General features: G+C 67.7%; 18 protein-coding genes. 15 read left to right on the forward strand and 3 right to left on the reverse strand.

Going from position 1 to position 18,386, the window contains the following annotated elements; genetic code table 11:
* The first annotated feature begins 113 nt into the window (after positions 1-113).
* On the forward strand, positions 114-2,195 hold the full coding sequence (locus AC5P66_RS11465; RefSeq protein WP_099495194.1) for an NHL repeat-containing protein: 2,082 nt from the start codon (positions 114-116) through the stop codon (positions 2,193-2,195).
* On the opposite strand, the gene AC5P66_RS11470 is transcribed toward AC5P66_RS11465, so the two are convergent.
* Complete coding sequence (locus AC5P66_RS11470) at positions 2,173-2,580, reverse strand: YciI family protein (protein ID WP_049413606.1); 408 nt, start codon at positions 2,578-2,580, stop codon at positions 2,173-2,175. The two genes, AC5P66_RS11465 and AC5P66_RS11470, sit on opposite strands and share 23 nt — an antisense overlap.
* A 720-nt stretch (positions 2,581-3,300) precedes the next feature.
* Here AC5P66_RS11470 and AC5P66_RS11475 point away from each other — a divergent pair.
* The 13 genes from AC5P66_RS11475 (at position 3,301) to AC5P66_RS11535 (ending at position 15,704) form a co-directional block, all read left to right on the forward strand.
* Positions 3,301-3,714 (forward strand): YciI family protein, encoded by a 414-nt coding sequence (locus AC5P66_RS11475; protein ID WP_099495381.1) that lies wholly within the window; start codon positions 3,301-3,303, stop codon positions 3,712-3,714.
* 67 nt (positions 3,715-3,781) lie between these two features.
* On the forward strand, positions 3,782-4,204 hold the full coding sequence (locus AC5P66_RS11480) for a VOC family protein (RefSeq protein WP_099495382.1): 423 nt from the start codon (positions 3,782-3,784) through the stop codon (positions 4,202-4,204).
* A gap of 33 nt (positions 4,205-4,237) precedes the next feature.
* A complete protein-coding gene (locus tag AC5P66_RS11485; RefSeq protein ID WP_005415091.1) occupies positions 4,238-4,648 on the forward strand; it encodes a VOC family protein in 411 nt (136 codons plus the stop codon).
* A 22-nt stretch (positions 4,649-4,670) separates the two neighbouring features.
* On the forward strand, positions 4,671-5,027 hold the full coding sequence (locus AC5P66_RS11490) for a DUF1428 domain-containing protein (RefSeq protein ID WP_010484145.1): 357 nt from the start codon (positions 4,671-4,673) through the stop codon (positions 5,025-5,027).
* 45 nt (positions 5,028-5,072) lie between these two features.
* Positions 5,073-6,335, forward strand: a complete 1,263-nt coding sequence (locus AC5P66_RS11495) for an RNA polymerase sigma factor (protein WP_049438307.1) — start codon at positions 5,073-5,075, stop codon at positions 6,333-6,335.
* Positions 6,336-6,441: 106 nt separating this feature from the next.
* Entirely contained in the window at positions 6,442-7,638 is a 1,197-nt protein-coding gene (locus AC5P66_RS11500; protein ID WP_099495383.1) for a hypothetical protein, read from the forward strand.
* Positions 7,629-8,729: a hypothetical protein gene (locus AC5P66_RS11505; protein ID WP_032953880.1), complete on the forward strand. Its 1,101-nt coding sequence runs from the start codon at positions 7,629-7,631 to the stop codon at positions 8,727-8,729. Before AC5P66_RS11500 ends, AC5P66_RS11505 begins: the two co-directional genes overlap by 10 nt.
* Positions 8,730-8,829: 100 nt before the next feature.
* On the forward strand, positions 8,830-9,507 hold the full coding sequence (locus AC5P66_RS11510; protein WP_005415096.1) for a hypothetical protein: 678 nt from the start codon (positions 8,830-8,832) through the stop codon (positions 9,505-9,507).
* Between the two features lie 16 nt (positions 9,508-9,523).
* Entirely contained in the window at positions 9,524-11,176 is a 1,653-nt protein-coding gene (locus AC5P66_RS11515; protein WP_099495384.1) for a CsgG/HfaB family protein, read from the forward strand.
* A 268-nt stretch (positions 11,177-11,444) separates the two neighbouring features.
* Entirely contained in the window at positions 11,445-13,094 is a 1,650-nt protein-coding gene (locus tag AC5P66_RS11520; RefSeq protein WP_049411451.1) for a M28 family metallopeptidase, read from the forward strand.
* Between the two features lie 211 nt (positions 13,095-13,305).
* A complete protein-coding gene (locus tag AC5P66_RS11525) occupies positions 13,306-14,565 on the forward strand; it encodes a sensor histidine kinase (protein WP_049439164.1) in 1,260 nt (419 codons plus the stop codon).
* Entirely contained in the window at positions 14,555-15,325 is a 771-nt protein-coding gene (locus AC5P66_RS11530) for a LytR/AlgR family response regulator transcription factor (RefSeq protein ID WP_049464569.1), read from the forward strand. The genes AC5P66_RS11525 and AC5P66_RS11530 overlap by 11 nt, the downstream gene beginning before the upstream one ends.
* A gap of 34 nt (positions 15,326-15,359) precedes the next feature.
* Positions 15,360-15,704, forward strand: coding sequence for a hypothetical protein (locus AC5P66_RS11535; RefSeq protein WP_099495385.1), 345 nt, complete (start codon positions 15,360-15,362; stop codon positions 15,702-15,704).
* Positions 15,705-15,743: 39 nt separating this feature from the next.
* Here AC5P66_RS11535 and AC5P66_RS11540 read toward each other — a convergent pair whose 3' ends face one another.
* Complete coding sequence (locus AC5P66_RS11540) at positions 15,744-16,358, reverse strand: hypothetical protein (RefSeq protein WP_049411437.1); 615 nt, start codon at positions 16,356-16,358, stop codon at positions 15,744-15,746.
* 309 nt (positions 16,359-16,667) lie between these two features.
* On the opposite strand from AC5P66_RS11540, the gene AC5P66_RS11545 reads away from it, so the two are divergent.
* Positions 16,668-17,597 (forward strand): oxygenase MpaB family protein, encoded by a 930-nt coding sequence (locus AC5P66_RS11545; protein WP_099495386.1) that lies wholly within the window; start codon positions 16,668-16,670, stop codon positions 17,595-17,597.
* A gap of 109 nt (positions 17,598-17,706) precedes the next feature.
* On the opposite strand, the gene AC5P66_RS11550 is transcribed toward AC5P66_RS11545, so the two are convergent.
* Positions 17,707-18,294 (reverse strand): TetR/AcrR family transcriptional regulator, encoded by a 588-nt coding sequence (locus tag AC5P66_RS11550; RefSeq protein ID WP_049411431.1) that lies wholly within the window; start codon positions 18,292-18,294, stop codon positions 17,707-17,709.
* Positions 18,295-18,386: the final 92 nt, after the last annotated feature.

Consider the following 18,386-nt stretch of genomic DNA (forward strand, 5'->3'; position numbering starts at 1 on the left):
AGCACGACGAAGCGAATCCTGGCCTTCTGCCGCATGATCGGCCGTGGCGGATCGCACGCGCAGCGTCTATTGTCGGTGCCTCTTCAAGCGGCAGGCAGAGGCAGCGCAACACGATGGCACGGTGGCAATGGATGGCGGCAGGGGTGGCGTTGGCAACGGCGGTGGGCTTGGCTGCAACTTGGTGGGACACCCCGCTGAAAACGCTGGCCGGCCCTGCAGGCCCGGTGCCCACGCCGCTGGCCTGGACCGCGCAGATCGAGCCGCTGGCGGGTGATGGCCACCCCGGCGACCGCGACGGTGCGTCCGCGCAGGCGCGCTTCGCCGATCCGTATGCATTGCTGCGCAGTGCCGATGGCAGCGTCTATTTCACCGATGCCGGTGACAACAACCGGATCCGCCGCCGCTTGCCCGATGGCCGCGTTGAAACCGTGGCCGGGCAGGGCGAGGGCCGTGTCGATGGCCCTGCGCTGCAGGCCAGCTTCAATACGCCCTCGGGCATTGCCGGCGATGCGCAGGGCAACCTGTACGTGGCCGACACCGGCAATCATGCGATCCGCCGCATCGGCACCGATGGCCAGGTGACCACGCTGGCCGGTGGTGAACAGGGCCACGCCGATGGCCCGGCCACGCAGGCCCGCTTCGATGCACCGATGGGCGTTGCGGTGGACGCGCAGGGCCAGGTCTACGTGGCCGATACCTTCAATGACCGCATCCGGGTGATCGGCACCGACGGCATGGTGCGCACCCTGGCAGGCGGTGATCGGCCGGGCCTGGCCGATGGCACCGGCGCCGCTGCGCGCTTCGATACGCCGGTGGCGTTGGCCTTTGATGCGCAGGGCGCGCTGCTGGTGGCCGACCTGTTCAACAACGCGGTGCGCCGGGTGGGGGCCGATGGCACGGTCAGCACCGTGGTCGCCGCCGGCGGCGTGATCAATGGGCCGCTGTCGCTGGCCACCACCCACGACGGCGTGCTGTACGTGGGGGATATGGATGGCCGCATCGTGCAGGTGACGCCGCAGGGCCACCAGATCGCGCTGGTTGGCAATGGTCGCCTGCCGCGGCTGGCCCGCCCCAGCGGACTGGCGATGGATGCAGATGGCAGCGTGCTGGTGGCCGACGCCGCCAGCTACCGTCTGCATCGCCTGCGCCCGCTGCCGGTAGGCGACCTGCCGGCACCGGCACTGGTTGGCCCGGCGGCCGATGCGGCGCTGCCGAAGACGGACGGCCGCTGGCCGCTGGCACCGCAGGACGGTTGGCATGAAGTGGTCGGCACCCTCGGCGAAGTGCGCGGCAACTTCAGCGGCGAGAGCCGCCACCACCTGCATGGCGGCTTCGACGTGCGCGGTGATGTGGGCCAGACCGTGCTGGCGATTGCCGAAGGCAAGATCAGCAGTCCGGTGGCAGCCTGGAACCTGGGCGAGCAGGCCGAGGGCCTGGCGGTGGACCGCCTCAAGTACATCCACATGCGCGTCGGCCGCACCCCGCGCGATGTACCGTTCGACGCGCGCTGGCAGGCGTTGTACGACGAGCAGGGCAAGCTGCAGCGGATGCGCGTGCGCCGTGGCATGCGCATCCATGTGGGTGACCGCCTGGGCAGCATCAACAACCAGGCGCACGTGCACCTGGCGGTGGGTACCGGTGGTTTCGAGACCAATGCGGTGGCGCTTGGCTTCCATAACTACGCCGATCACTTCGCACCGCGCATCACTGATGTCGCACTGCTGGACGACAACGACCGGCCGATGGCCGCAGGCAGCGATGGCGTGGTGATGGTCGCGCGGCAGGGGCGTGGCGTGCAGATCGTGGTGGAGGCCTGGGACCAGGTCGACAACAACCTGCCGCGGCGCCGCCTGGGCATGTACCAGGTGGGTTACCAGATCCTCGATGCTACGGGACAACCGCTGCAGGGCTACGAGCAGCCGCGCTGGAACATCGTGTTCAACCGCATGCCGCCGCAGCGGGAAGCGGTGCGCGTGGCCTACGCACCGGACAGCGGCATCACCGTACATGGCAGCGCGGTCACCCGGTTCCGCTACCTGGCCACCAACACCGTGCGCGACGGCCTGATGGAAACCGGACGCTGGCAGCCGGCGGCGCTGCCGCCGGGCGAGTACATCGTGCGCGCCAGCGTGCGCGACTACAGCGGCAACGAGGGCGTCGGCCCGCGCGAGATCAGGGTACGGCTGCTGCCATAGCCGCAGCCGGGGCGCCGCAGCGTTCGCGCTCGGCGTCCATGTCTTCCAGCGGCCGCACTTCGATGCTGCCGAAGCGTGCCCACGGGAAGTCGCGGGCGATGCGCATGGCGTCGTCGCGGTCGCGGGCGACGATCAGGTTGAAGCCGGCCAGCAGTTCGCGGGTCTCGGCGAAGGGGCCGTCCAGCACGCGGCTGTGGCCATCACGCACGCGCAGGGTCTGTGCGGTGTCGACCGGCTGCAGCTTCTGTGCGGCCAGCAGCGTGCCTTCGGCCTGCAGTTTGTCGGCGTGGGCCAGGCAGTCGCGCATCAGCGCGTTGAATTCTTCGGTGGGCAGGGCCTGCAGCAGGGCAGGCTCGATGTAGATCAGAAGCAGGTACTGCTGCATGGCACGGTCCTGGCGGGGGCGGGGGCGGGGGTTCCATGATGGCGCAGGATTGCGCACGGGCATGTTGCAGCGCAGAAGCGCGCCTTCGGCGGATCGGCGAACGGCGGAGCCCCTCCGTGGCGGGGTGGGGTTGGTCGCTGAAAGCGGGTTTCCTGAGGGTGGGCCGGGCGGGGAGGCAGGGCAGGGGGCGCTGCAAGTACGTCCATGTAAGCTCGGTCGCCGCATCCATGCGGCTCACGCCCCTGCCCTGCCTCCCCGCCCGGCCTTGGACAGATCTCTGCGGCTGACCCACCACGGGAAATCAACAACAAGAGCAAAAAGCGGGTCGCTTCGCTCGCAAAGCCGACCCCGCCAGCCAACCGCCGTTGCCTTTGCTGTTGCTGTTGCCTTTTCTCTTGATCTTCCCGTGGTGGGTACCGGAGGCAGGAAACTGTCCAGGGCCGAGTGGGTAGGCGGGGCGGGGGTGTCTGATCTGTGATCTGGCCCCCACGGACGGGTTTACGGCGTCCCCCGACCCGCCTACCCACCCGGCCAAACCCATGAACCCGAGCTTTCAGCGACCAACCCACCCCTCCACGGAGGGGCTCCGCCGTTCGCCGATCCCGCCGAAGGCGCGCTTTCCGCGCAAGAAAAAATTTCCAACAGACGTGTCGATTCCCAGCCCCCTGGTTCGTTGTACCCAATGAAGGGCACGCACCACGCGTCCCACAGGAGACCGCAATGAAAGTGATGGTGATCGTGAAGGCCAACGCCGACTCCGAAGCCGGCCGCATGCCCAGCGAACAGGAACTGTCCGAAATGGGCGCCTTCAACGAACAACTGGTGGCCGCCGGCATCATGCTCGCCGGTGAAGGCCTGCACGCCACCCAGCGCGGCCGTCGCATTCATTTCGGCGGCGGGGCACCCAAGGTCGAGGCCGGTCCGTTCGGTCCCGCCGGCGAACAGATCGCCGGCTTCTGGCTGTGGGAGGTGCGGTCGCTGGACGAGGCCGTTGAATGGGCCAGCCGTGCGCCGTTCGGCGAGGGCGGCACGCTGGAACTGCGTCCCCTGATCTCCGCAGAAGACTTTGGTGAAGCCTTCACCCCCGAATTACAGCAGCAGGAACAGCGTCTGCGTGCACAGCTGGAAGGCTGACCCGATTCCTCTCCCAGCCGGGCACGCCCCGGCACTACCACCCTGAATCGCACAACGGAGTATTGCCATGATACTGATTCCCTTCCTCGGCTTCAGCGGCCAGGCCCACGAGGCAATGGCGTTCTATGCCAAGGCACTCGGTGGCCAGGTCACCTCGGAAATGAAGTACCGCGACATGCCGCCCTCCGATGGCTCGCCGGGCTGCAACGAAATGCCGCCGGAAACCCTCGACCACGTCGCGCACAGCCAGCTCGAGATCGGCAACGCCATCCTGATGGCAGCCGACGGCCCCGGCGGCGGCGAGGGCGGCTCGACCACCATCAATGTCGATTTGGACAGCATCGAAGAAGCCGAACGCGTGTTCGCTGCACTGGCCGAAGGTGGCCAGGTGCAGATGCCGATCGCCGAAACGTTCTGGGCACATCGCTGGGGCATGCTGATCGACCGTTACGGCAAGCCGTGGATGGTCAACTGCATGAAGCAGCCCTGATCCCGCCTCTGTCATCCACAAGGAGCTTCAACGATGAGTGCACCACAACCGCAGATGATCTTCGTCAACCTGCCCGTGCAGGACCTGGAGAAGTCGAAGGCGTTCTTCACCGCGCTGGGCTACAGCTTCAATCCGACCTACACCAACGACGACGCGGCCGGCATGGTCATCAGCGAAAGCATCTACGTGATGCTGCTGACCCAGCCCTTTTTCCAGCAGTTCACCAACAAGCCGATTGCCGACGCGCACACCCACACCGAAGTGATCAACGCACTCTCGGCACCTAGTCGCAAGGCCGTTGACGAGTTGGTGGACAAGGCCCTGGCCGCCGGCGCCAGCGAACCGCAGCCGGCGCGCGACTACGGCTTCATGTACCAGCGTGGCTTCCAGGACCTGGACGGCCATCTCTGGGAGATCGCACACATGGACGGCGAGCCGGGCTGACGGCCGCCGCAGGAGAATCCGCATGGCTTACGTGGACGCTTACGTGCTGCCGTGCCCGCAGGACAAGGTGGCGGCCTACCGCCGCCTTGCCCGCAAGGCCGGCGCGGTGTGGAAGGACCATGGCGCGCTGCAGTACATGGAATGCGTGGCCGACGATGTGGAGCCGGGCAAGAGCACCTCGTTCCCGCGCGCGGTCAAGGCGAAACCGGGCGAGACGGTGATCGTCGCCTTCGTGGTGTTCCGCTCGCGCGCGGCACGCGACCGCATCAATGCCCGGGTGATGGCCGACCCGCGACTGGCGTCGCTGGGCCCGAAGGACATGCCGTTCGATACGAAGCGCATGTTCTGGGGCGGCTTCAAGCCGATTGTTGAAGCGTGAGCTGCGGCGCTTGTGTGGGCCGGGCGTGCGTGCTGTGATCGGCGCATGCTCGAGCCCGCACTGACGCAGCGTCTGGAAACCCTCTGGCGGATGGAGTCGCCAGTGTTGATCGCGCGCCTGGCGCGGCTGCTCGGTGGCGATGTCGGCCGTGCCGAGGAACTGGCCCAGGACACCTGGCTGGCCGCGCTGGAGCGTTGGCCGGAGCAGGGCATCCCGGACAATCCCGGAGCCTGGCTGATGACCACCGCGCGCAACCGTGCCATCGACGTGCTGCGCCAGCACCAGCGCGTGGCGCAGCAGCACGCGCAATGGGGCGAGGAACTGCATCCGGCGGCGCTGCCGGCACCCGATGACAGCCAGGCGCTGGAGGATGACCTGGGCGATGACCTGCTGCGGCTGATGTTCGTGGCCTGCCATCCGGTGCTGCCGGCCGATGCGCGCGTGGCACTCACCCTGCGCCTGCTCGGTGGCCTGACCACCGTGGAGATCGCGCGCGCGTTCCTGCAGCCGGAGCCGACCATCGCCCAGCGCATCGTGCGCGCCAAGCGCACCCTGGCGCAGAAGCAGGTGCCCTATGAAGTGCCGCGCGCGGAGGCGATGCCCGAGCGCCTGGCCTCGGTGCTGGAGGCGATCTACCTGGTGTTCAACGAAGGCTATGCGGCCAGCGCTGGCGATGACTGGATGCGCCCGGCACTGTGCGAGGAAGCGCTGCGGCTGGCCCGCATCCTGGCGCATCGGTTGCCGGTGCCGCCGGTACTGGGCCTGCTGGCGCTGATGGAGCTGCAGGCCTCGCGCGCAGCGGCGCGGGTGGACGCGCAGGGTGTGCCGGTGCTGCTGGACCAGCAGAACCGCGCGCGCTGGGATTGGCTGCAGATCGAACGCGGGCAGCAGGTTCTGGCGCGTGCGCTGGCGGCAGGTGGTGGCGACGATCCCTACGTGCTGCAGGCGCGCATTGCGGCCTGCCATGCAGCGGCGCGGCGCCCCGAGGATACCGATTGGCCGCGCATTGCTGCGCTCTATGCACAGCTGCTGCAGGTGCAACCTTCGCCGGTGGTGGCATTGAACCGGGTGGTGGCGATCCTGCGCAGCGACGGTCCCTTCGCCGCGTGGGCGCAGCTGCAGCCCCTGCTGGTCGACGCGCGCCTGCGTGACTACGCGCCGCTGCAGGTGGTGCGCGGCGAGCTGCTGCAGGCACTGGGACGTGAGCAGGACGCGCGTGACGCTTTTGGCCAGGCCGCCCGGCTCAGCCAGAACCAGGCCGAGCGCGGACTGCTGCGGCAACGGGCCGGCCTGCCGCCCACGGACTGAGCCGACAAGGACAGCACTTGTCGCCGCGCGCCTGAGCGGCTATGTTTCGCGCCCAGCGGACGCATCAGCGTCCGCATTCCGTGCGTATTGACCGAGGAGCGGTTGAATGTATTCAAGGACGAAGAGCGCATCGCGCGCTTTTGCGCGCCTGCTTGCCTGTGCCCTGTGCCTGGCCGTATGGCCGGCGGCCGTGCAGGCCGCGGACAAATCGCAGCAGGCCTATTGGGCCGGTTTTGCCTATACCGCTGACGCCGCCGCCGTGCAGGCGACCACCCCTCATGCGCATGCGGTGCTGGAACGGCGTGGCCTGGTCCCGCTGAACCAGACGCTGGCGCAGGGGCTCAAGCGTCGCGCGCCGGCCAACCTGGAACTGATCGACCAGCCGGTGGCGATGCTCGACGGCACCACCAGTGCCACCGTGCTGGCCGCCGCGCTGGACCGCGAACTGGTCTCGGTCGAGCCGATCGGTGACCAGTACAAGGTGCTGGTGGAAGTCGCGCTGCAGGCGTTGTTCTTCGACTTCCGCGAGCGCCAGGTGATCGCGTCCTATCCGCTCACGCTGCAGCGCATCGACGTGCAGGATTACCGACCGGACAACGACGATATCGACGCGATCGTCGCCGATCTGCTGTATGGCGGCGCCGATACCAGCCTGTCGCAGGTGCTGGCGGCCAGCCTTGCCCAGGCCAGGTTGCCCGACGCGGCGGTGCGCCGTCTGCAGGTCGGTGGTGTAACCCTGTCCGACGCGGTCCGCGCCAAGCTGCCCGACCTGAAGTGGGAAGCGCCGCTGCGCGCCACCCTGGCCCATGAACTGTCCAAGACGCTGTCGTCCAACACCGGCGTCGGGCTGCTGCCGCCGGCCTCGGGCCAGGCGATCGGCGGTGCGATGGCGGCGCGCTTTGCCGACGGCAAGGTCTACCAGCTGAAGATTCCCGAGCCGGACTATGTCATCACCGTGCAGGTCGATGCGCTGAAGAACGGCGTCATCAATGAAACCCCGGCGATGAAGACGATGCTGTTCGGCGCCTTCTTCACCGCCAAGGTGACCGAGCCGTTCTCGGGGAAGGTCTATTTCGAACAGCCGCTGCGCAAGGGGGCCACCAAGGTGGTTCCGGCCACGCAGTGGCAGGTCGACCAGTGGTCGGCCAGCTACGAAACCCTGCTGGCCGGGCTCGACGCCTTCGCCGGCGCCGCCGCCAAGCGTGCCGATTCGCGCGCCTGGCTGGACGAACAGAAGCCGGGCGGCCGCCCGTTGCAGCAGCAGACCCAAGCCCTCCAGGAGTTGATCAAGTCATGTCGTTGATGCGTACCATCCTGCTCATCCTCATCGCGCTGGTGGTGGCCTCGCCGGTCGCTGCGCAGACCGCGAGTTCGCGCGGCACCGGCTCGGCCAGCTACGGCCTGCGCCTGAGTGCCGATACCCGTGCCCAGGCCCTGAACAAGGCCAAGGTCAATGCCCTGGAGGCGTACATCGCCGAAACCGGTGCGGCCAAGCTGCGCCTGTTCGAAGCGCGTCGCGCCGAGTTCATCGGCGAGATCGACCGCTACGTGCTCAGCGCCGTGCAGCTGTCGGACACCGAAGACAAGAAAGCCAAGACCTACACCGTCACCGTCCGGGCCGAGATCAACACCACCCTGCTGCAGACCAAGCTGGATGCGGGTTCGGCCGTTGCCGGTGCCACCGCCGCGCAGCGCTCGCTGCTGACCTTCCTGTTCATGGCGCGCTCGCAGGACACCGTGCAGTCGTTCCAGGACAAGGAATACCGCCGCGTCGACGCCAGCAGCAGCTACAGCGAGAACACCCGTGAGGGCGACAGCTTCCGCGGCAACTCGGTCAGCACCAACGGCAGCATCAACCAGAATGGTTCGGTGTCGGTCACCAGCGGCGGCAGCACCACCGCGCGCGCCGACAACATCACCTGGAAGGTGGCCAACGCCGCCGAGGTCAACACCGCGATGACCGGTGCCTTCAGCGCCGCCGGCTACGAAGTGGTTGAAGCCGAATACGTGGAAGGCGAGTCGCGTGGCCTGCTCAGCATCGAGCGCATCCGCAAGGACTTCAGCACCGGCAACGACCTGGCCCCGGCCACCCTGCGTGACACCGCCAACGGCATCCGTGCAGCCAACATTCCGTACATCGCCGTCGGCACCCTCGACATCGGCATGCGCGACCGTGATCCGGCCAGTGGCAACACCCGCGTGTTCGTCACCGTTACCGGCAAGGTACTGGATGTGACCGGTCGTTTCCCACGCACCGTGTCGTCGGTCGGCCCGGTGCAGTTCTCCGGTACCGGCCCGAATGAAACCGTGGCCCGTACCAACGCACTGCAGCTGGCTGCCGAAAAGGCCGCCCAGCAGATGATCAACGAGCTGAACGTCAAGGCAGTGCGCTGATCCGCCGCCCCGGTGGGTGCCGAGCGCGCTCGGCATCGCCCCAGGGCTTACCGATTCCCCACGTGCCGCACCGCGGCCGTCTCTCCCAAAGGACTCTCACATGATCCGCAATACCGCTCTTGTCCTGGCCATCGCTGCCGCCACCCTGTCGATGCCGGCGCACGCTGGCCTGGGCAAGCTGAAGGACCTGGCCGGCGCCGCCACCGGTACCTCCAGCAGCAGCGCCTCCAGCGCCGCCGCACCGGATGAAGCCGCGCAGGAAGCACTGGTGCGTCGTTTCGTCAGCTCGCAGTCGCACTCGCTGCAGGCCCAGACCTCGTTCGCCCGTGCCTTCGGCCTGGCCGAGCAGGTGCAGCTGCTGGAAGCCGAGCGCCAGGCGCTGTCGTCGGGTTCGGTCAGCGTCGATGCGATGAAGAAGTCGGTGTCGGTCAGCGAAGCCGCTCAGGCCGCGATCGACGAGCGCCAGGCCGCGCAGCCGGAGCTGAACGCTGAATCCAAGCAGCACTATGCCGAAGGCCTGGTCTCGCTGCTGGCTTCGGCTGCCGAAGCGCAGAAGCTGGGCGGCGAAGCCAGCAACTTCACCGCCGGTATGAAGAACCTGGGCGCCACCCAGATGGCCACCGTCGGCCGCAAGCTGGCTGCCGGTGCATGGGTGGCCAAGGAATCGCCGGGCTTCATCCAGGGCCTGTACGGCTCGACCAAGTCGGCCGTGACCTTCGCCAAGAAGAGCAAGGTGAAGGTGCCGTCGAACGCCGATTCGATGCTCGACTCGATCTGATCCGAGGATCAACCCCATGCGTACGACCTCCCGTTTGATCGGCCTGGGCTTGGCTGCCGTGCTGCTTGCAGCCTGCGGCAAGCAGGACGCCCCGGCCGCCGATGCGCCCACACCCGCCAAGGACAAGGCAACCAGTGCACTGGCCAGCAATGCGCCAATGGAAGCCGCGCCCCTGCGTGGCACGCCGGATTTCGGCGGCACCACCCAGGTCGCGCGCGAGGCCGATGGCATCGGCAGCACCCCGGAACTGGCGGTGCTGGCGGCGCTGCAGTCGGCGGTGGCGCAGGTCAACGGCGTACGCGTGGCCAGCCAGATGCAGAGCCTGCGCGCAGGCCTGCATGTGGACGTGGATGACGAACACGTCGGCGATATCCGCGCCGACGCGTTCACCCAGCAGATGATCGCCGGCTCGCAGGGCGCGGTGCTGGGCTATGAAATCCTGTCGCAGGACGAAGTGCGGCAGCTGGACGAGGAAACCATCGCCCGCGTGCGCGCCAGCGATGAAGGCTGGAGCTTCAAGGGCTCGGCCTCTGCCAGCGCCTCTGGCGAAGCCACGGCAAAGGGCGGCGGTGCCTCGGCCAGTGTCAAGGAGCGCTACGACGAGAAGGTCAGTGTCGATGCCAAGCGTGGCGCAAGCTCGTTCGATTCCGACGTGACCCACCGCAGCATGCGCAGCTACTGGAAGGTACGCGTGCGTGCCCAGATCGCCCAGTACCGCGCACCGGACGAGCAGGGCAAGCCGAAGATCGTGGTCGCGCTGCCGCGTACCAAGGCCGGCAGCTATGCCGTGGGCGATGGCCGCGTGAGCGCCGATGAAGTGGCCGACGCGATCCGCGCACGCCTGTCCGACACGCTGACCCAGACCCAGCGCTTCATCGTGCTGGATCGCGAGTTCGGCGACGAACTGCAGGCCGAGATCGACCACATCAACAGCGGCAACGTGCGTCTGCAGGACACTGCCCGCGTCGGCCAGCAGCTGGCGACCGACCTGATCCTGATCCCGACCATCGAACGCTTCGAGTACCCGCGCAGCGTGCGCAACCTGCGCATGTCCGACCGTCAGGTGACCTCGTACTCCGGGGGCGGCCGCATCACCCTGCGCCTGGTCAACGCCACCACCGGCCAGGTGGTGATGTCCGACAGCTTCGACCACCAGTTGGCATCGACCGGGCCGAGCACCCTGCCGCGTGTGGTGAACGGCCGCAACATGGCCGCGGCGATGATGGAATCGCTGTCCGGCCAGATCGGCACCAGCATCGTCACCACGCTGTTCCCGGTATCGGTGGTGTCGGTGGACGGTGACCAGGTGGTGCTGAGCCAGGGCGGTGACACCGTGCAGGCCGGCCAGCGCTGGCAGGCTGTGCGCCTGGGCGAGGAACTGAAGGACCCGCAGACCGGCCGTTCGCTGGGCCGCAGCGAACACCCGTGCTGCACCATCCGCATCGACCGCGTGGCTGCACAGACCTCGTACGGCACCATCGAAGATGGCGTCGACGCGATGCGCGGCGGCTTCCGTCCGGGCCAGATCGAACTGCGCCAGAAGCTGGGCAGCAAGCCGGCTGCCGCCGCTGCTGCGGGCGGGACTGGCCCGGCTGCAGCGGCCGCACGCCCGGCGGCCAAGCCGAAGCCCAAGCCCGCCGCGGCCCCGGCCGAAGATCCGAACTGGTAACACGCCCAAGCAACACACAGATGGGGTCAGATCCCTTTCCCGCCGGGAAAGGGATCTGACCCCTTCGTGTTTCCGTCCGTGTCGACCCGGGTCGACAGCCAGCAACAGCAGCGGGACCGACCCGCCATCCCACGGAATGCCGCTGTTGCTTCGGCTGTTGCCCCCGACGTTGCCGGCCAGCGGCCGGCACTACCGCAGGTGCAGGGCGCAGCCCTGCCGAACCCCTTACCCCTTACACTCCAGAAGGATTTCCCTGCTGGAGAGAGCAATGAAACGAGTGGTACTGGGCGTGCTGGCCCTGTCGGTGTCGAGCGCACTGATGGCAGCCACCCCGAAATTCGATGGCGCGCGGATCTCCGCCGACGTCAAGGAACTGGCCTCCGACGCCTACGAAGGCCGCTCGCCGGCCACCGCCGGCGAAGAGAAGACCATCGCCTACCTCAGCAAGCAGTTTGCCGATGCGGGGCTGCAGCCGGGCGGCGACCTGAAGGACGGCAAGCGCCTGTGGACCCAGGCCGTACCGCTGCGCAAGGGCGACATCGTCGGCACACCGCAGCTGGCGCTGCACCAGGGCGGCAAGACCGTGCCGCTGGAGCAGGGCAAGCAGATCGCCGTGCGCGCCGCCATGAACGGCGCCAGCAACGTCGACATCAGCAAGGCCCCGCTGGTGTTCCTCGGCTATGGCGTGAAAGCGCCGGAGCGCAACTGGGACGACTTCAAGGGCGTGGACCTGAAGGGCAAGATCGCCGTCGTACTGATCAACGATCCGGACTTCGAGACCGGCCAGGGTGATTTCGACGGCAAGGGCATGACCTATTACGGCCGCTGGACCTACAAGTACGAGGAAGGCGCGCGCCAGGGGGCACTGGGCGTGCTGATCGTGCACGAGACCGCACCGGCCTCCTATGGCTGGGCCACCGTGGCCGGTTCCAACACCAACACCATGTTCGACGTGGTGCGCGACAACCCGGCCGAAAGCCACCCGCTGCTGGAAGGCTGGATCCAGCGCGACCTGGCGGTGGAGCTGTTCCGCTCGGCCGGGCAGGACTTCGAGGCGCTGAAGAAGAAGGCGCAGCAGCGCGACTTCACCCCGGTGCCGCTGACCGGCGCCAGCCTGGACGCCAAGTACGCGGTGAAGACCGAAGTGATCACCTCGCACAACGTGGCCGCACGCCTGGAAGGCAGCCGCCACCCGGACGAGACGATCATCTACAGCGCGCACTGGGACCACATCGGCGTGGGCGAGCCGGACGCGCGCGGCGACCGCATCTTCAACGGCGCACTGGACAACGCCAGCGGTACCGCCTCGCTGATCGAGCTTGCCCGTGGCTTCGCCAAGGAAAAGCGCCCGCAGCGCTCGCTGCTGTTCCTGGCGGTCACCGCCGAGGAAAAGGGCCTGCTGGGTTCGGAGTACTACGCCACCCATCCGCTGTACCCGCTGGAAAAGACCGTGGCGGTGATCAACATGGACGGCATGGCGCCGTTCGGCCCGTCGCGTGACTTCGGCATCTACGGTGCCGCGCGTTTCGAGCTGCTGGACCAGCTGAAGGACGTGGCCAAGGGCTGGGACATCCGCTACACGCCGGACCCGAAGCCGGAAGCGGGCCTGTTCTTCCGCTCCGACCACTTCCCGTTCGCCAAGCGTGGCGTGCCGGCGCTGTCCTGGTCGGCCGGCCAGGACTGGGTGGACGGTGGCGTCGCCGCAGGCAAGAAGGCCTCCGAGGACTACACCGCCAAGCGTTACCACCAGCAGGGCGACGAATGGCAGCCGGACTGGGTGTTCGCCGGTGCCGCCCGCGACCTGGAAGTGCTGTACACGCTGGGCAACCAGCTGGCCAACGCGCGCAGCTGGCCGAACTGGAGCAAGGACGAGTCGTTCCGCGCCGTGCGTGACGCCAGCGCCGACCAGCGCAGGTAAGGGAATGCGCCGGGTTCGCCCGGCGCCTCCCGGGTAGTGCCGGCCGCTGGCCGGCAACCTTGTGATGCTTGCGGAGGTCATGGGGAGCCGGCCAGCGGCCGGCACTACCAGAAGGCCTTCCATCCCCACTTTCCCGGCCTTCGTCGCAGCCTGCTTGCTTGCCCGGCGGGCCGCCCTATGCTCGGCTCACCCCCTTCCTCAAGGCGCCGCCGTGTTCGCCAGCCTCTCTCTCCTGTTCCGTCACCTGCTGGCCTGGGCTGCGGCGCTGTTCGTCGCTGGCATGGTCTGGAGCGGCATCTTCAGTGGCATGAACGATGGCCCGGGCTGGATCTTCGGGCTGCTGGCGATGTTCCTGATCATTTCCGCGCTCGGCAGTGCCATCACCCACATCCGCCGGGTCTGGCTGGTGGCCGGTCGCCTGGATGCCACCACCCTGTCCGGCCGCCAACGCCGCCAGATCGAACTGCCGATGGACGCCGGCCACGCCTTCTCGGTGGTGGAGGCGGCGATCTCCGAACTGCCCCGCGTGGAAGACGTGGAAAGTTCGGCCGGCAGCCTGCAGGTGCGTGCCTATGTCCGCCGGGTCGACCTCTGGAACGGTCGCCAGCCCTCGCGCTGGAACCTGCCGGCGCGGCTGGCGATCAAGCGCAACAGCGTGCTGGCCACGGTGACACCGGGGCAGGGCACCAGCACCGTGACCCTGCTGTTCGAACCCGACGCGGGTTGGTGGGCCGACCTGCTGGCGCTGGATGAAGGCAGCAACTACGAGAATGCCGAAGCGGTCACCCGCGCGATCAGCCGCCGCGTCGGTGACCAGCGCCGCGACGAGCAGGCTGCGGCCGAACAGACGCAGGTGGAAAAGGAACTGTCGGTGGCGCGGCTGAACCTGCTGCATGCGCAGGTGGAACCGCACTTCCTCTACAACACGCTGGCCAATGCGCAGGTGCTGACCCGCACCGACCCGGCACGGGCCGAGCAGATGCTCGGCCACCTGATCCAATACCTGCGCAGCTCGTTGCCACAGGTGGACGAATCGGTGTCCACGCTGGGCGTGGAGCTGGAACGCACCCGCGCCTACCTGGAGATCCTGCGCATCCGCATGGGGGCACGCCTGGCGGTGGAAGTGCAGGTGCCCAACGAACTGCACAGCGTCCACCTGCCGGCGATGGCGCTGCAGACACTGGTGGAGAACGCGATCAAGCACGGCCTGGAACCCAAGCCCGGCGGCGGTACGATCTGGATCCTGGCGCGCGGCTTCGACGACCACGTGACCGTGACCGTGGCCGACGATGGCCTCGGCTTCGGCCACGGTACCAGCGGCACCGGCATCGGCCTGAAGAACCTGCGCGAGCGCCTGCGCCTGACCTGCGGTGAGCAGGCCGGGGTGGCGATCGTCGCCAACTTCCCCAGCGGCGTGGCGGCGACCATGACCCTGCCGCAGTCGCCCAAGGAGCGCAGCCATGCCGCTTGAAGCCCTGATCGCCGAAGATGAAGAGCTGCTGCGGCAGTCACTGGTGGAGCAGCTGGGCCGGCTGTGGCCGGAACTGAAGCTGGTGGCCGAGTGCGAGGACGGCGCCAGCGCGCTGGAGCAGTTGGCCGAGAAACAGCCGGACATCGCCTTCCTCGACATCCGCATGCCCGGCATCAGTGGCATCGAGGTGGCACGTTCGCTGTCCGAGCTGAGCCCGCGCACCCAGGTGGTGTTTGTCACCGCGTACGACCAGTACGCCATCGACGCGTTCGAGCAGGGCGCGATGGATTACCTGCTGAAGCCGGTCAGCGACGAACGCCTGTTGGCGACCCGCGAGCGCATCCTGTCGCGGCTGCCGTCGACGCGGCAGGACGATGCCGTGCTCGAGCGCCTGCTGCAGCGGTTGGGCACCCCGCAGGGCGCGGCGGAGCGCCCGCCGCTGGCCTGGATCACCGCCAGCAACGGCCGCGAGACGCAGCTGATCATGCTCGAGGACGTGGCCTACTTCCGCGCCGACAACAAGTACACCACCGTGGTCACCGCCGCTGGCGAGAGCCTGTTGCGCACGCCGTTGCGCGAGCTGCTGGAAGTGCTCGATGCGCAGCATTTCCGCCAGATCCACCGTTCGACCATCGTCAACATGAAGGCGGTGGCGGCGGTCAGCCGCGACGATACCGGGCGCGGCGTGCTGCGCCTGCGCGGGCGCACGGAGACGCTGGTGGTCAGCCAGCCGTTCATGAGCCTGTTCCGCGGCATGTAGCCGCAGCAGCATCCCCCTTCACCGAGGAACGAACATGCCCCGACTGTTGATTGCGTGCATCGTCGTGCTGGCGTTGGCCGGCTGCGAAAGGTCCCGCAACACCTCGATCACGCGCACCCACGCCAACGGCGTGGACACGCTGTACAGCAAGGCTACCGTCGTCGATGGCGAGGCGCGTTTCCAGTGCATCGCCAGCAGCAGTGGCGCCTGCCACTACCTGGTGCTCGATCCGGGCTGCAGCCCCGATGCGGCGTGTGCCACACCGCCGCTGCGCCGGTTCGCAGTTGCAGCAGGCAAGACCGAGGCCATGCGTGGGCTACCCAACGGCTTCCGCCAGTGCGTCAGCCAGGACCCGATAGAACACTGCCACCGTGAGTGATCACGGTGGCAGTGTGGGTCCCCCCGCTTCCCTGAAGGCTCAGTAGGCAGGTTGCAGTGTCAGGTCGTGATGGTGCTCGGTCTCGCCCACATGGTTGAGGCGGCCGACCAGTTCGGAGTGCTGCTTCATCCGGCCGATCTCGGTCATGATGCGGATGTCCTCGTGGCGCAGTTCGCGCCTGGCGGTGACCGCCTGCTTGTAGTCCAGCACTTCCGGGTAGTGCTCGGCCAGGTCCAGCGCCTCGGCCACGTGCTCGACGCTGTCGGCCTTGGAACTGATGCGGGCGCGGCTGTTGAAGGCCTTCATCCAGCGCTCGAAGCCGGCCTGCTGATCGAACATGTTGGCCATGAACCAGATCACGAACAGGATCGAGACCCACGAGCCGAAGACGATCACCACGCGGGTGAAGGTGATATGGAAATCGTCGCGCCACAGGTAGTTGGCAATCAGGCCGAGGATCAGCAGCGAGGCCGCCTGCCAGCCAACGATCGACGCGATCAGCCACTGGCACTTGGCCTGGGCCAGCACCGCCACTTCATCGCGGATCTGCTGCTCGCTCAGGTTGCGCCAGTGCGCCACCTGTTTGTCGAACGGGCTGCTGTAGAGCTCGTTGTCGCGAAGCAGAATTCCCAAACCCTTGAACAAGGCAATCATGGCTGGCTCCTTGTGGAACGTGCGTCGATCAGCATTGGACGGTGTGGCAGGTCCAGTTCTAGCACTTCCAGCGGGCCGTGCAACGGGGGCAATGCCAAGCGGCGCAAGGGTTTGACCGGTGGGAGTGAAAATTGATGCGCTGCAGCAGCGTAGTCGCAGCCTGCGACAGGATGTCGCAGGGTGAAACGTGCTGCGGCCGCACATGAAACCGTCGCTGAGCGGGGAGGCTCGCCGCCGGAGGCGTGATCGCCGAGAATCGGAGCCAACCGCGCAAGACGCGACTGTTCTTCCGCCTCTCCTGGAACTGTGATGCCGGCTTTGCTGCAGCGACTCTCCCGCCCCGTCACGGCGCCGATCCGGCGCTGGGTGCTGGAGGCCTTCCCCCGTGGCCAGAGCGGCATCGATTACGACCAGCCGCTGGGTGACCCGGGTTGGTTTGGACCCGACAGCGTGACCTGGCGCCTGCACGCCGAGTTCCCCTCGATGCTCGCCGGTGGCCTGTGCGCGCTGATGCTGCAGACCCTGCACCCACGCGCGCTGGCCGGGGTCTATGACCACTCCAATTTCCGCCAGGACCTGGTGGGACGCCTGCGTCGTACCACGGCCTTTGTTGCCGGCACCAGCTACGCGCCCAGCGGCGAGGTGGAGGCGCTGGTGGCCAAGGTGCGCCGCATCCATGCGCAGATCCGCGGCCAGACCGCGCAGGGCGAGCCCTACGCCGCGGACGATCCGCAGCTGCTGACCTGGGTACACGTGACCGAAGCCTTCGGTTTCCTGCAGGGTTTCCGACGCTACGGGCGCGAGGTGCCGGCGAACATCGCCGATCGCTATTACGACGAGTACCGTTGCGTGGCCGAGGCACTGGGCGCGGTGGATGTGCCGCGCAGCGAAGCGGAAGTGGCGGCGTACTTCTGTGCACGTCAGCCGGAGCTGCGTGTGGATGAGCGCTCGCGCGAGGTGCTGGAGGTGCTGTCCGGCGTGCGCCTGCCGGTACCGGTGCCGGGGCTGTCGCGCGAGGTGTTCCTCGGTGCGGGCGCGGCGCTGCTGCCGGACTGGGCCGAAGGCATGCTTGAACGCAGTGGCCGTCAGCGCGCCCAGGCGGCGGGGTCTGCGAAGCTGATGCAGGGCATGGCGCCGCTGTTCCGCCGTGCGCTGCCCGATGGCCTGGCCAGTCGCGCCTGTGCGCGCATGGGCGCGCCGGTGGAGATCCTGCGCGAGTGGCCCACCGTTCCCCGGTAGGTGCCAACCTTGGTTGGCACGCGTTGCGCGTGGTGCCGCAGGAGCGCCAACCAAGGTTGGCATCTACCAGCGCGGATTCCGCAGTATCCACGCCATGCGTGGATGGGCCTTACCCCGCCGACTTCAACCCGCGCAACAGCATCTCCAGCGCCGCCGTCGCCTGCCGCAGGCGCACGTCGCCATCCTCGCCCTCGGCGATCCAGAACGCGGCCTCGGCCAGGCTGCCATAGATCAGCGACGCCAGCGCCTGCGCATTCACCGGCGCCACCGCGCCCTGGGCAACCAGATGTTCGATCAGGTGCTGCATCGAGTGCACGCAGTGGCGCTGCGAGTCCGGTGAGGCGCCACCGAGCACCGCGCGCGCATCGCGCAGCACGATGCGCTGGATCTCCGGCTCCAGCGCCATCTCAAGATAGGCGCGGCAACGCTGCACGAAGCCCTCCCAGGCATCGTCGGCGGCATCACTGATCGCCTGCAGGCGCTGGTCGGTCTCGGCATCGAGCTGGGCGACGACAGCCGCCAGCAGCCCCTTCTTGTCGCCGAAGTGGTGGTACAGCGCGCCGCGGGTCAGCCCGGCCTGGGCGGTCAAGTCGTCCATCGAGGTGGCGGCATAGCCATGCTCGCTGAACACCCGGCGGGCGGTGTCCAGGAGGGTGGCGCGGGTTTCTTCCATCTCGGCGCGGGTGCGACGAACCATTCGGAGCTCCTTACATACGGAGTGCATGATTATTTACATACGACGCGTATGAATGTAGCCTCTTATTCATACGCTGTGTATGTATTGTCGTG

Source organism: Stenotrophomonas sp. YJH_SMC_122, from assembly GCF_059369535.1.

Excerpts from the sequence above, each read along its gene's own strand:
- AC5P66_RS11535 (WP_099495385.1), top strand. The coding sequence starts at position 15,360 with ATGCCCCGACTGTTGATTGCGTGCATCGTCGTGCTGGCGTTGGCCGGC.
- AC5P66_RS11550 (WP_049411431.1), bottom strand. The coding sequence starts at position 18,294 with ATGGTTCGTCGCACCCGCGCCGAGATGGAAGAAACCCGCGCCACCCTC.
- AC5P66_RS11490 (WP_010484145.1), top strand. The coding sequence starts at position 4,671 with ATGGCTTACGTGGACGCTTACGTGCTGCCGTGCCCGCAGGACAAGGTG.
- AC5P66_RS11485 (WP_005415091.1), top strand. The coding sequence starts at position 4,238 with ATGAGTGCACCACAACCGCAGATGATCTTCGTCAACCTGCCCGTGCAG.
- AC5P66_RS11495 (WP_049438307.1), top strand. The coding sequence starts at position 5,073 with ATGCTCGAGCCCGCACTGACGCAGCGTCTGGAAACCCTCTGGCGGATG.
- AC5P66_RS11475 (WP_099495381.1), top strand. The coding sequence starts at position 3,301 with ATGAAAGTGATGGTGATCGTGAAGGCCAACGCCGACTCCGAAGCCGGC.
- AC5P66_RS11545 (WP_099495386.1), top strand. The coding sequence starts at position 16,668 with ATGCCGGCTTTGCTGCAGCGACTCTCCCGCCCCGTCACGGCGCCGATC.
- AC5P66_RS11515 (WP_099495384.1), top strand. The coding sequence starts at position 9,524 with ATGCGTACGACCTCCCGTTTGATCGGCCTGGGCTTGGCTGCCGTGCTG.
- AC5P66_RS11505 (WP_032953880.1), top strand. The coding sequence starts at position 7,629 with ATGTCGTTGATGCGTACCATCCTGCTCATCCTCATCGCGCTGGTGGTG.
- AC5P66_RS11510 (WP_005415096.1), top strand. The coding sequence starts at position 8,830 with ATGATCCGCAATACCGCTCTTGTCCTGGCCATCGCTGCCGCCACCCTG.
- AC5P66_RS11530 (WP_049464569.1), top strand. The coding sequence starts at position 14,555 with ATGCCGCTTGAAGCCCTGATCGCCGAAGATGAAGAGCTGCTGCGGCAG.
- AC5P66_RS11540 (WP_049411437.1), bottom strand. The coding sequence starts at position 16,358 with ATGATTGCCTTGTTCAAGGGTTTGGGAATTCTGCTTCGCGACAACGAG.
- AC5P66_RS11465 (WP_099495194.1), top strand. The coding sequence starts at position 114 with ATGGCACGGTGGCAATGGATGGCGGCAGGGGTGGCGTTGGCAACGGCG.
- AC5P66_RS11520 (WP_049411451.1), top strand. The coding sequence starts at position 11,445 with ATGAAACGAGTGGTACTGGGCGTGCTGGCCCTGTCGGTGTCGAGCGCA.
- AC5P66_RS11470 (WP_049413606.1), bottom strand. The coding sequence starts at position 2,580 with ATGCAGCAGTACCTGCTTCTGATCTACATCGAGCCTGCCCTGCTGCAG.
- AC5P66_RS11480 (WP_099495382.1), top strand. The coding sequence starts at position 3,782 with ATGATACTGATTCCCTTCCTCGGCTTCAGCGGCCAGGCCCACGAGGCA.
- AC5P66_RS11500 (WP_099495383.1), top strand. The coding sequence starts at position 6,442 with ATGTATTCAAGGACGAAGAGCGCATCGCGCGCTTTTGCGCGCCTGCTT.